The organism is Thalassoroseus sp. (genome assembly GCF_984380535.1).
On sequence record NZ_CFHRBF010000009.1, the window covers coordinates 59231 to 71950 of the forward strand.

At 52.9% G+C, this 12720-nt stretch carries 11 protein-coding genes, 1 tRNA gene and 2 pseudogenes; 11 read left to right on the forward strand and 3 right to left on the reverse strand.

All coding sequences use genetic code 11. The features are described from left to right. Positions 1–37: 37 nt before the first annotated feature. Positions 38–619, reverse strand: coding sequence for a DUF1802 family protein (locus AC5DDB_RS13765; RefSeq protein WP_491740305.1), 582 nt, complete (start codon positions 617–619; stop codon positions 38–40). A gap of 138 nt (positions 620–757) precedes the next feature. Between AC5DDB_RS13765 and AC5DDB_RS13770 the strand changes: the two genes are divergently transcribed. After that, positions 758–1489: an alpha/beta hydrolase-fold protein gene (locus AC5DDB_RS13770; protein WP_491740306.1), complete on the forward strand. Its 732-nt coding sequence runs from the start codon at positions 758–760 to the stop codon at positions 1487–1489. Between the two features lie 67 nt (positions 1490–1556). On the opposite strand, the gene rlmB is transcribed toward AC5DDB_RS13770, so the two are convergent. Both rlmB and AC5DDB_RS13780 read right to left on the reverse strand, forming a co-directional pair. After that, complete coding sequence (gene rlmB / locus AC5DDB_RS13775) at positions 1557–2324, reverse strand: 23S rRNA (guanosine(2251)-2'-O)-methyltransferase RlmB (protein ID WP_491740307.1); 768 nt, start codon at positions 2322–2324, stop codon at positions 1557–1559. 125 nt (positions 2325–2449) lie between these two features. Then, positions 2450–3628 (reverse strand): LptF/LptG family permease, encoded by a 1179-nt coding sequence (locus AC5DDB_RS13780; RefSeq protein WP_491740308.1) that lies wholly within the window; start codon positions 3626–3628, stop codon positions 2450–2452. Positions 3629–3868: 240 nt separating this feature from the next. On the opposite strand from AC5DDB_RS13780, the gene AC5DDB_RS13785 reads away from it, so the two are divergent. The 10 genes and pseudogenes from AC5DDB_RS13785 (at position 3869) to AC5DDB_RS13830 (ending at position 12682) form a co-directional block, all read left to right on the forward strand. Continuing rightward, positions 3869–5254, forward strand: coding sequence for an alkaline phosphatase family protein (locus AC5DDB_RS13785; RefSeq protein ID WP_491740309.1), 1386 nt, complete (start codon positions 3869–3871; stop codon positions 5252–5254). Between the two features lie 257 nt (positions 5255–5511). After that, positions 5512–6213 carry a lysophospholipid acyltransferase family protein gene (locus AC5DDB_RS13790; RefSeq protein WP_491740310.1) on the forward strand — a complete coding sequence of 234 codons (702 nt, stop codon included), beginning with the start codon at positions 5512–5514 and terminating at the stop codon, positions 6211–6213. Positions 6214–6274: 61 nt separating this feature from the next. After that, on the forward strand, positions 6275–6703 hold the full coding sequence (locus AC5DDB_RS13795) for a cytidine deaminase (RefSeq protein ID WP_491740311.1): 429 nt from the start codon (positions 6275–6277) through the stop codon (positions 6701–6703). A gap of 68 nt (positions 6704–6771) precedes the next feature. After that, positions 6772–7194, forward strand: a complete 423-nt coding sequence (locus AC5DDB_RS13800) for a secondary thiamine-phosphate synthase enzyme YjbQ (RefSeq protein WP_491740312.1) — start codon at positions 6772–6774, stop codon at positions 7192–7194. Between the two features lie 3 nt (positions 7195–7197). Further along, the gene (locus tag AC5DDB_RS13805) at positions 7198–7683 is read left to right on the forward strand and encodes a hypothetical protein (RefSeq protein WP_491740313.1); all 486 of its coding nucleotides are present in this window, start codon (positions 7198–7200) and stop codon (positions 7681–7683) included. Positions 7684–7956: 273 nt separating this feature from the next. Further along, positions 7957–8256, forward strand: a pseudogene (locus tag AC5DDB_RS13810) (secondary thiamine-phosphate synthase enzyme YjbQ); the annotation flags it as partial. A gap of 89 nt (positions 8257–8345) precedes the next feature. After that, a complete protein-coding gene (locus tag AC5DDB_RS13815) occupies positions 8346–8948 on the forward strand; it encodes a hypothetical protein (protein ID WP_491740314.1) in 603 nt (200 codons plus the stop codon). 254 nt (positions 8949–9202) lie between these two features. Then, positions 9203–9502: pseudogene (locus AC5DDB_RS13820) on the forward strand (secondary thiamine-phosphate synthase enzyme YjbQ); the annotation flags it as partial. A 227-nt stretch (positions 9503–9729) separates the two neighbouring features. After that, positions 9730–9802, forward strand: a tRNA-Lys gene (locus AC5DDB_RS13825). 210 nt (positions 9803–10012) lie between these two features. Further along, positions 10013–12682 carry a type I restriction endonuclease gene (locus AC5DDB_RS13830; RefSeq protein WP_491740315.1) on the forward strand — a complete coding sequence of 890 codons (2670 nt, stop codon included), beginning with the start codon at positions 10013–10015 and terminating at the stop codon, positions 12680–12682. Positions 12683–12720: the final 38 nt, after the last annotated feature.

Below are 12720 nucleotides of genomic sequence, written 5' to 3' on the forward strand. Positions count from 1 at the left end.
AGCTTAGCTACACGTTCCCGATGGCAGATGCAGTCTTTTACACCGTTTGCGGCGGCGTCAATGCGATCCGCAAATCTTGCCATTGTCGGGCGGACTCGGCTTCGGTGAGTACCGGCTTCAGCAGGGTGGTGGCCAGTTCGTCTGGAAAGTCGACCCAGCTTCGGCAACCGGCAAAGTGCGGCGAATCGGGGAGAGTTATTGGTTCGGGTAAAGTGAATACACGCACCAACAACGCGAACAATCCTGGTTGGCGGTAATGAAATCGCTGCGACAGGGTTTGCTCCGACCAGACATGTAGGCCCGTCAGAAATGATAAACGGGACTCGTCCTTTAAATGAATGATCTCGTTTACGACCGCGTAATGCTGAATCTGAACAAAGTTCTCCGGCGGAGTCAGCGTTTGCGAACGGGCGATCAGATCGCAGTCGTCGTCGGAGAGATCAGCAGGATCTTGATGAAACTTCGTCGGGAACAACCAAAACTCCGGGTGTTCGACCGTAAACTCCCCGTCATTCTCATGGATACTCCCTTTGCGGAAAATCACACTTTGACGACCCTCCGCAAGTGCGACGCATACGGCGGCCCATTCCTTGAAAGCAAATCGATTGGCAGGCTGCATAACGGGTCTCTCGAAAAGTTCGGTCCGACGCGGTTCGGTTTGTCGGGGTGGTCGCGTTGCAATGACCATTTTGTTATGACGGATTCGTAATCTTTTCGCGAGTCTCGTTGTCGGCTTGATTCAGGGAGCAAACGTCGAATGTCATGGGAAACGACCACTGTCGGCGGACGACCGGCGGACATTTTTGAGCCCACGCAGCCCAATCCACGAGGCTCGGTCGTTTTGTTCCTGCATGGACATGGCGGAGAAACGCTCGTCGACAAGCCCGCGTACACTGCCGAATTGGAACGCCACGGTTTGCGGTGTGTTTGTCCGCATGGCGGGAAAAGTTGGTGGCTCGATGTGCCTTCGCCGGAATTCGAAGGCATCACGCCCTTGAAGTTCGTTTCCGAACGGGTGATGACTTGGATCGATCAACATTGGCAGGTTCAGCCGACACAAATCGGATTGCTCGGCATGAGCATGGGCGGGCAGGGTGTGCTACAAATTGCTTACCGACAACCGACGGTCTTCCCGGTCATTGTGGCGGTGTCTCCGACGATTGATTTTCATCTTGTCTATGGCGAAGGATTGGTGCTCGACCAGTTGTTCCCCGATGCCGAAACCGCGCGACAAGCGACCGCGATTTTGCAAATTCAGATGTTGAACTGGCCGAGACATCAACTCATCACTTGCGACCCAACCGATGCCCATTGGTATGACGGGGCTGCCCGGATGGTAATGAAACTTCGCTCTTCCGGGATGCCAGTCGATACGGATTTTGAAACCACTGCCGGCGGACACACCTGGGAGTATTTCAACACCGTTGCTCCGAGCGTCGTGCAATTTCTCGCCGAGAAGTTGGAGAAAGAAAGCCGTCGTTTAGTATAAAATTCGGTCGCAATGTAGGGTCCGCTGTGCGGACCATGCCAACCGACTGTGGTCCGTATAGCGGAGACTACTCAAGTCGTTGTCGTCTTGCTTCGTAGAGCAGAATACCCGCAGCGACTGCGGCGTTCAGAGAACCGACTTGGCCGCATTGTGGGATCGCCACCGAACCATCGCAGAGTTCGAACAATTGTGGGCTGACTCCTTCGCCTTCGTTACCAATGATGAGTGTCGTTGCCGCACGAAAGTTCCAGTTGGCAGGTGATTGGTCGGCCTTTTCGTTGGCCGCGACGATGTGGTGCCCGTGTTCTCGAAGGGTTCGTGTCCATGCGGTGAGATCCGGCACCTGCGCGATTTGGACATAGTTGACCGCTCCGCCGGAAGTGCGGGCCACTAGGCTATTGACTTCCGCTTGATGAGCTTCGCCAATAAACACTCCGTCGACCCCCAAGACTTCCGCCGACCGGAGAATCGCACCGAAGTTGTACGAATCTTGGATGCGGTCAAGCATCACGAATAACGGATTTTCGGGAGCGGACCGCAACACGTCTTCGGCACGGTCGTACGGAAACGGCGGCATCTTGGCGATGACACCTTGGTGGTTCTTCACGCCGCACAATTGGCTAAGACGTTTGGAAGACTCCACAGAAAAAGAGTCGGCGAGCGATTGAAACTCGTTCCGGAGATCATCAGGAAACGAGTCGGCCAGCATTAACTCCAGGATCGGCCAACGACCGGCTTGCAGAATTTCACGCACCGCATGCCGACCCCACACCCAACAGCGTTGGTGTCCGCCCATCAATGGATTCCGGGACTTGCGTGTGGAACGTCGTGACATGGATTCTTGAAAAGTGTGCCACGGCTCTGTGAGCCGTGTTTTCAGCAGTGCAGATCGCTCGGCACGACTCACAGAGTCGTGGTACCCGATGAATCCGAGATCCTAGAGACCCGATCAGGCAGAAATCAATGCCGGAGGACTTTCGTGAGCACGCGTAATCCCACAACGCCCAATAGCACATTCCCCAGCCACATTGCGTAGGACGGGTCGACGCTGCCTTGCTTGGAGAGATTCATCATCAACAAAGCGATGGGGTAGTAACCCAACAAGATCGGCAGGAAACACAGGAAGAAACTTGTCAGGAATTGACGACGACCTTGCAGAATCGCGAACGGTCCACCGACAAGCACGAAGAAGAAACAACTCGTCGCCATGGAAAGCCGACTGAACGTTTCTGTGCGGAGTTTGTTGAATTCCTCGATCGTGAAGTGTTGATGCTTCTCGAACATCACGAACTCGTTTTCGATCATCCGGTCGAAATCGCCAATGGCCATCAGCATGGCCGCGTCGAGGTCTTGCCGAATGCGTTGCTCCGAGATCTGTTGATCCAAGCCATTGAGTTGTTCGTTGATGCGGTTCAAACTCATGTGCCGAGCGTTCGGCTTACGGATTTCCTGCGGCAAGGGGAACGCGTATTCGTCCTCGGTGAGGTACAACGTCTCATCACCAGCGGTGTCGATATGGGCGTTCCTCAGGTGCAGCACGACTTCTTGCCGATCGAGATCGAACTTCAATGTGGCTTCCGCCGCCTGGACCGTCGCAGTGCTTCCGCCACGTGGGGCGTACTGGAAGACCGGTTTGATCAGCGTTTTGCCTTGCACATCCATCACATTGATCGAGAACCCACGTTGCTCGTCTTTGACTTGATGATTCGTGCGGAGCATATCGAGGAAGATGTCTTCCATGGCTTCTGTGACGGTGCGTTGAATGTTCGCGACCGCCCAGGGAATGACTTGATCCGTCAGCACCAGCGACACCAAACTCATCACCGTGCCCAGCAAGAATGCCGGTAAGAGTAGGGACATCACATTGATGCCCGCCGCCTTCGCTGCCGTGATTTCCTGGTCGCCGGCGACACGTCCGTACACCACGCAGACCGCTAGCAGCAAGGTGGCGGGGATGGTGAAGGGGAGCAGACTGGGCACAATGAACGGGAGAATCTGTAGCACCTGCCACGGACCAAGACCGCTCTCGCTGATTTCTTTGAACACCCCCACAAACACCAACAGGATTGTGAGCAAGCTCAGGAGAAACAGGAAGACTTTCGTCAGTTCCCAGAGAATGTACCGTTGCAGCAGTCGCATCGGTCGGCAAAACTCCACAGTGTCGTATTCGAACGTAAGCGTGCGGGGGAATACCTCAATTGTTGCTCCGAGGTCAATCCCGATTCGATGGAACAAGCAGGATGACGTGATGACATCTTGTGCGATCACGCAATTTCGAACCTCACACAGGTACGACTTCCCGTCAAGATAGGCGGAGGGTGTGAGATGCGAGATGACATTGAGAACAACTGACTACCAACAACGGACAATAGACAAAACATGACGCAACCCTTGATTGTCATCAATGTTGTGGGATTGACCCACGACATGCTCGGCCCGGAGACGCCCCATCTTTCCCGGTTGGCAGCCGACGGCTTCGCCAAGCCGATGGGCACGGTGTTGCCTGCGGTGACGTGTTCGGCTCAATCGACGATGCTCACCGGCACCATGCCCCGGGATCATGGCATTGTCGCGAACGGTTGGTACTTCCGGGACTTGTCCGAGGTGTACCTGTGGCGTCAATCCAACCGCTTGGTGCAGGGCGAGAAGGTTTGGGACGCCGCCAAAAAACGCGATCCTGGGCATACCACCGCTCAGATGTTCTGGTGGTACAACATGTACGCCGATGTGGAGTACTCCGTCACTCCGCGTCCAAGTTACCCCGCCGACGGTCGCAAGGTGTTCGACTCCTACAGTCACCCGGCGAATCTCAAAGACGAATTGCAAGCTGAGCTTGGCGTCTTTCCACTCCTGCGGTTTTGGGGACCGGGGGCGGACATCACGAGTTCCGCCTGGATTGCGGACGCCTCCATTTCGGTGATGAAACAACACGATCCGTCTCTAACGCTCGTGTACTTGCCACACTTGGATTACAACCTGCAACGACTCGGGCCAGACGATCCCGCGGTCGCGGAAGACATTCGCCAGATCGACGCGGTCGCGGGGAAATTGATTGACGCTGCTCGCGAATTGGGACGGGAAGTCGTTGTACTCTCCGAGTACGCGATCACGTCGGCGAATCAGCCGGTGCATATCAATCGTGTGCTGCGGGAAGCCGGTTTTCTCACCGTTCGGCAAGAACCGCTCGGCTGGGAAACGCTCGACTACGGTGCGTCGCGGGCGTTCGCGGTTTCGGACCATCAAATTGCACACGTCTACATTCCCGATCCAGCGGATATCCCCAAAGTCGCGGAAGTGTTGAAACAGACGGATGGCATCGAAATGGTGCTGGATCGCTCCTCGCAATCCGAATTCGGTCTCGATCACGAACGGTCCGGCGAACTCATCGCGGTTGCTGCTCCTGGGGCGTGGATGACGTATTACTTCTGGTTGGACGACCGGAAAGCCCCGGACTACGCCCGCACGGTCGATATCCACCGCAAACCCGGTTACGATCCGGCGGAATTGTTCATCGACCCCGAGATTCGGTTTCCCAAGTTGCGGGTTGCGTCCCGGTTGGCTCGCAAAATTCTGGGCTTCCGATATTACATGGACCTGACACCGCTCGATGCCAACCTCGTCCGTGGAACGCACGGTCGTTTACCTTCACCCGGGAAAGAAGCCACAGAAGCGCCGGTATTCATTTCTTCGGTGAAGGACATCGAACGCGAAACCATCCCGATGACCGCCATCAAAGAGATGATGTTGGAACTTCAGTTTTCCTAGTTGTAGGTTGCGTCATGTACGATTTCGCTTTTGTGTTCGATGATCTCACCGAACAGTTGATGTCGAAAGAAGTTGTGTGGCATGCCCACCGTTTGGGGTGGGCATGGGCCAGCGAGGTTTGAATGTCCAATCATGCCCACGCAAAGCCGTGGGCATGCCACCAACGACGCTATGTCGATGCAATTTGCTGCAGTGGCATGCGCTAACGCTGACAAATGCGAAATCGTATGCAACGCACCCTATGAAATTTAGAAAACATGTCGAAGACGAAAACCGATTCGCAGTCCGAGGCGATGCCTCACCCCACGCGTCGCAACTTATATTGGTTGACGATTCAGTTCATCTTGCGGATGTTCTTCACGCTGCGGTTTCGGTATCGCGCACGAGGTTTGGAAAACATTCCCGAGACCGGCGGGGGATTGGTGCTGAGCAATCATCAAAGTTCGCTCGATCCGCTCTTGATCGGTTTGCCTTTGTCTCGTCCCGTGAGTTTCCTCGCGAGAGACACCCTGTTTCCAGTCCCGGTGATGGGGCACATTCTGCGGAAAACGTACGTGATGCCCATCAATCGTGATGCCGCCAGCACTGCGACGATTCGCACGGCTGTCGGACGGATGAAACACGGGTTCCTCGTCGGCATTTTTCCAGAAGGCACACGCAGTCGAGACGGGAACATCGGGGAGATCAAACCCGGTTTCATCGCGTTGGCCAGGCGAAGTGGCCTGCCGGTGTATCCGGTGGGGATTGCCGGTGCCAGCGGGTGTATGCCGACGGGTTCGATCTGGCCCAAACAAGGGCACATTCACGTCGTCTTCGGCAAACCACTCTCGCAAGACGAACTCAGCGACTACCTAAAAAAAGGCCGTGAAGAAGACCTGACCGCCTTGATCCGCGAGCGTTTGGTACATTGTCAGACCGCAGCAGAAGACTGGCGAAGCCGCGAAATATCAGGGGCATGATCAACCACCAATCACGTAGGCAACGCATCTCGTAGAATCGGATGCAGAAAGCGATAAGGCCATGACACTCTCGAAAGACGAACGTCATGCGATCGTCTCGGCAGCGATCCGTGTTCGCGATGCCGCCTATGCTCCTTATTCCAAGTTTCTCGTGGGAGCAAGTTTGCTCGGCGATTCTGGCACGATTTACCACGGCTGCAATGTCGAGAATGTTTCCTATGGTTTGACGATTTGCGCCGAACGAGTGGCCATCACAAACGCGATTAGCCAAGGCGAACGCAAGTTCCGGGCGATGGCGTTGTGCACCTCGTCAGCAGGAACTCCCTGTGGTGGATGTCGGCAAGTGCTCGCGGAATTCGTGGGCAGTGATTTCCCGATCCTCATCACAGACCCCACCGGCACCGTACACCGAGAAGTCACCCTTAACGACTTACTACCCGACCGCTTCGTACTACCACAAACAGCGACCAAACCAGACCAATCAACGTGACCCGCACTTCAAGTCGCCAGAAAACCTTGCGCGGACGGAATACGGCCCAAGTAACCCGAGAGATGACCATGAAATCACATACCGAGTACCTAACCTTCAACATCCCCGCCCGCATGGGTTTCGAGAATATCACACCCACCATCGAAGCCATTGTCAAAAAGAGCGGCATCCAAGAAGGCCTAGTGCTGTGCAATGCGATGCACATCACAGCCTCGGTCTTCATCAACGACGACGAGCCGGGTCTCCACGAGGATTACAAGAAGTGGCTGGAAGGTCTCGCCCCCTTCGATGCCTCTCCCCAGAGATACGCTCACAACCGAACCGGCGAAGACAACGCCGACGCCCACATGAAGAGACAGATCATGGGCCGGGAAGTTGTCGTAGCCATCACAGATGGGAAACTGGACTTCGGCCCGTGGGAGCAAATCTTCTACGGCGAGTTCGACGGTCGCAGGGCCAAGCGTGTGCTGGTCAAGGTGATTGGAGAGTAATGAATGCCATACATCTCCTCGTACGACGTGGTTAGGGTCGTGCGTCTCAATGAACCGAAGCGTCACTTCGATGGCACGGAAGGCGTGTGCAGGCCACCACAGATTGGAGACACAGGTGCGATTGTGTACGACGACGGCAGCGACTCCTTTCAGGTGGAGTGTGTGAATGCCGAGGGCCTAACCGTGTGGCTGGCCGAGTTTCATCTCTCCGAGTTGGAACGTGTCCACGGGCAGCACGTCGAGTGGGATCAACTTCCCCCAGAGGCTTTCGGCCACACAGAGAAGCTCCGAATTGGCATGACTCGACCAGAAGTATTAGCCATTCTCGGTGAGCCAGATTCAACTGGAGGAGTGTCACGGAAGTACAAGACGCCATCGATCTTCAAGTACGGCTGTGTTGAACTGCACTTTGAACAGCCTACGGATGGAGCATTGATGCGGGTATTCATGGAAGACGATGACGGAGTTGGTGTCACGCTCCTCGGTTGATGTCAGACTATGTGAACGAATGCAGCAGCTTCACGATCTGCTGTGGATGTCGCCAGAGCTTGCCGGTGCGAGTTCTGAACCCAAGGCCGTTCAGGGCTTCGCAGACTTCCATGTGCGTCTTCCCCTGTTCTCGAAGTTGAACGGCCTTGGCAGCGACTTCTGCGTAAACATCTCGAAGTTCAGCAGGTATGATGTTCTTCGGTCGCCGTGGTTTTGGCGTGGGTGGGGTCGGTTTCCTGGTGGAGATCAAGAGTATCCCAGTCGGGGATAGGCAACGCGATGCACATCACAGCCTCGGTCTTCATCAACGATGACGAGCCGGGTCTCCACGAGGATTACAAGAAGTGGTTGGAAGGTCTCGCCCCCTTCGATGCCTCTCCTCAGAGATACGCCCACAATCGAACCGGCGAGGACAACGCCGACGCCCACATGAAGAGACAGATCATGGGCAGGGAAGTTGTCGTAGCCATCACAGATGGGAAACTGGACTTCGGCCCTTGGGAGCAAATCTTCTACGGCGAGTTCGACGGTCGAAGGCCCAAGCGGGTCTTGGTGAAAGTGATCGGGGAGTAGCAATGCAAGAAGTCGTTGAACTTCGTGGAGTAAGACTAACCCCTGTCATCGAATTAGAACCGGGGACTTTCTCAAAGCAAGATCACTCGATGCCATCAGGGTCGGCAAAAGAGATGCCTGATGAGTGGGGAGAGTATTGGCGTGATTCTTTGGCCGACTCTGGCGTTTCAGGAATCAGTCCAATTGTTCCCGGCTCATGGCACGTCTCTACTTCTGATCTCACATCATCGCAACTCGAAAAAGTTCTGCGTGTAATTCTTGACGAATGGGGTGGGATTTCGAGCTTGAACGATCCTGACTCAAGACCTGTGTTGAATGGTGGCCTCGCTTTGAGATCAGATGAGCAGGGGGTCTTCATTGAGCCAACCTGCTGTAGCGATCTTGGCAACACCGCCAACTGGAAAGAGGCTGCTTCATTTGAGGGAGAACAGTGGGAAATGTTGTGGATCGGACATCCGTGGTTGTCCATGAAGTTGCAAAAGCCATGGTTGTTGCTGAGTGATCTTCACGAGACCGACGACCCAGTTGAACGATGGGCAGTGAAGCCGGATGAACTCAGTCGTGCGGTCGCTGCTGCCGAAGATGAACTATCTCGCTTCTCAAAGATGATTGCCTCGGTTCTGGTGAATTGCGGTTACAAAGGAGATGCGGTCAGCATGTCATTGAAGCTCGTCGGGCTTGACGACAAATGACCGCAGCAACTTTACGATCTGCTGAGGATGTCGCCAGAGCTTGCCGGTGCGAGTTCTGAACCCAAGGCCGTTCGGGGCTTCGCAGACTTCCATGTGCGTCTTCCCTTGGTCTCGAAGCTCAGCGGCCTTGGCAGCGACTTCGGCGTAAACATCTCGAAGTTCAGCGGGTATGATGTTCTTCGGTCGTCGTGGTTTTGGTGTCGGCGGGGTCGGTTTCCGGGTGGAGATCAAGAGTATCCCAATCGGGGATGGGAAACGCAATGCACATCACAGCCTCGGTCTTCATCAACGATGACGAGCCGGGGCTGCATGAAGATTACAAGAAGTGGCTGGAAGGTCTCGCCCCCTTCGATGCCTCTCCCCAGAGATACGCCCACAACCGAACCGGCGAAGACAACGCCGACGGTCACATGAAGAGACAGATCATGGGCCGGGAAGTGGTGGTCGCCATCACGGAGGGAAAACTCGATTTCGGCCCTTGGGAGCAAATCTTCTACGGCGAGTTCGACGGTCGCAGACCCAAGCGAGTCTTGGTGAAAGTAATCGGGGAGTAGTCTATGCCAACCTTCCACGGTGAGGCCGACCAATTTCGTTGTACGGTTTCGACGGACCGTTGATGGACCCTCACATCGCAGGATGTCCGATCCAGCACACGACACCAACCGGAAATAACCTGACCGCAAAATCTGGGCAATACGTTGCAAAAAGTCACTCTCGCTGACATAATTGCCAGTCTGCAAGTCAGTTTCCGACACGTGACTTCCATCACCCGTCAAACACCGCCCCTGTAGCTCAATTGGCAGAGCAACTGACTCTTAATCAGTAGGTTGAAGGTTCAAGTCCTTCCGGGGGCACTTCCTAAGCACTGTAACCACATCAGGTTACGGTGCTTTTTTGTTTTCAATTCCTGTATCACCTTTTTTGAGATCTATTCCCTGTATCACTTTCGAAGCGTGTGATGTCTCGATATAAGCGGCCACTATCAATGTACATCTGTGTGCAGTTTGATATGCTTGCAGGCAGCGAATCGATAGCTTACCGACCTTTGACTTCGAGGTAATTGAATGTTCTGCGATCTTGAAGACCTCTCAAATGAAGCCGACGTAGAACAAAAATTCCTTTGGCCTTTGCTTACATCCGATCTTCAGTCCGGGCTTGGTTATCTTCCAGAGGACATACGATGCAAGCCAAGTCTGAAAAAGCTGATGCTCGTAAAAGGAAGCCAGAAAGTTTACCACCCGGATTATGTTGTCGTTCTCGCCGGTATCCCGATTCTGATTGTCGAAGCGAAAAGCCCAACCGCAGGCGCAATCGAAGCAATCAAAGAAGCACGCTTATACGCAACGGAACTGAATTCTTCATTCCCGACCGGTATCAACCCCTGCCGAAGAATTATCACCTCAAACGGGAAGACTACTGCAACCGCACCTGTCGACAATGTTGACCCTGATATGGTGCTAGAATTTGAGGATGTCAACCCCACCTCTCAACAATACGATCAATTCATCAATCTGCTATGCAGGGGCGCAATGCAGACCATTGCCGATGATATTCGAGACGCACTAACAACAAGGCCACTAGTGACTGCGTTGCAATACGTTGGTGGGCAAACCATCCGTAATGAAGACGTCGGATACAACACCTTTGGTTCAAAACTTGCGATTGAATACAGGCATGTTTTCAATCCCGAGAGTAGAAGTGAACGTTCTCACATTGTGCGTAACGCTTATGTTACATCTCGGCGTAGAGATCGCTACGTCGATGAAATCGACCATATTATTCGGTCGACGGTTGCAGCGACAGTGCCTGGTGCGATACCGATAGACGACACGGAAAAGCCAGAAGAGATTTTCAGGGCACTGGGGGCAGGGAGATCGCTAGAGAACCAAGTTATGCTTCTTGTTGGGGGAGCAGGAGCAGGAAAATCGACCTTTGTAGATTATTGTCGATCCGTGAAACTGCCTGAGAAATTAACAGCTTCCACTCTGTGGGTTCATGTGAACATCAACACCGCACCATCAGGTGGAGAGTTACTTGAGCGATATTTGTTGGAAGAGGTCGCATTGGGTCTCAAAGAACAACATCCTGAGATCGACTTCGACCGGGAAATTCAGAAGGTCTTTGCCGTAGAAGTAAACAAATTCAAGAAGGAAATGACTGGGCTTTTAGAGCCTGAGTCGCAGGAATATAAATCAAAGCTTGCTGATCGCATCTTGAAACTCCGTGACGATCCGCTGAAATATGCACAGTCGCTATCACGATTTCTCGCCGGAGAACGAAGTCACGGCGGAAAGTTGCTGGTGATTGTTTTTGACAATTGTGACAAGAGAGAACGCCATGACCAGCTTGTGGCTTTCGAGGCAGCAAGATGGCTTCAAAAGCAGATCCGGTGTTTAATCGTTCTGCCGATTCGTGACATAACGTATGACACTTTTCGAGACCAACCACCACTTGACACCATGATAAAAGATCTTGTTTTCCGAATCGACCCACCGCCTTTTACTAAAATTCTTGAGAAACGCCTGTCCCTTGTCTTAGACGAGCTTGCCGCATCAAACAGTGGCAAAAAGGTTCTCCAATTCAAACTTGCCAACGGTACGCCCGTGACATATCCGGCTTCAGAGGTTGGCTTTTATCTGGCATCTCTTTTCAAGTCTCTTTACAGGTATGACCGCATCATTCGCTCTCTTCTTGTTGGACTTGCTGGTCGGAATGTTAGGCAGGCCATGGAAATCTTCTTAGAATTCTGCCGTAGCGGGCACATTGGGGCTGCCGAATACTTGAAAATAAAGAATCAGAAAGGAGACTACGCACTGCCATATAATACGGTTGCAAGAGTGCTGCTGAGGCGAAAGCGTCGGTTTTACAATGGAGACGATTCTTTTGTCAAAAATCTCTTTCAATGCCATCCACAAGACTCAAAACCTGATCCTTTCGTTCGTGCGAATATACTTTCGTGGCTTCGGTCGATGTACAGAATAAGTGGGCCAACCGGTGTGAAAGGATTCCATGCGTGTCGCACATTGTATACGAACCTTGTTCCTTTAGGCCATGACGCATTGAGGATCAAAAGCGAGCTTGGATACCTAATTCAACATGGTTGTGTACTCACTGAACACCTTGGACTTGAAATAAAGTCAGACGACGACTTGATTCGATTGTCACCGTCAGGGTTTGTGCATCTTGATCTACTTGCGGATCATAGTTATTTGGCTGCGTGCGTTGAAGAAACTTGGGTAGAGGATGATTCACTTGCTAAAGACATTGCAAGGCGAATTGCCGAGTTCGGGCCGAAGGTTCACTTTTCTACTGTTACAACAGCGGAAAACGCTGCACGATTTGCAACCTATCTTGAAAGCAAGTCCAATTCAAAAAGTGTTTCACCAGAATCGTACCTTCTGAAAGGATTCTCAGGGGTCACAATTGATATTGAAAAAATTAAGAGAACCGCAAGCAAAGCTGTAAGCCGAGAAAAGCAGCTTTCTGGCTGGAAAGATTTCGAAGAGCGTTTCTCTGAAGGTGAAGATTACGAAGGAAAAGTGGTTGCAATCAAGCATTATGGGTGTTTCGTGAACCTAAATGACGGGCCTACAGGTTTAATGCACGTTTCAAACATTCCAGTCCACCTTCGGGGCGAATTCAAGGAGGGTCAAAGAGTATGTGTGGAAATCGAAAGCTATGATATTATTGCGGAAAAGATGTCGCTCCGTTTCATCAAAGCACTTACAGAGTAGAAGCTGCAATTTGATGGGGTAGCAGCAGTTTTCAATGA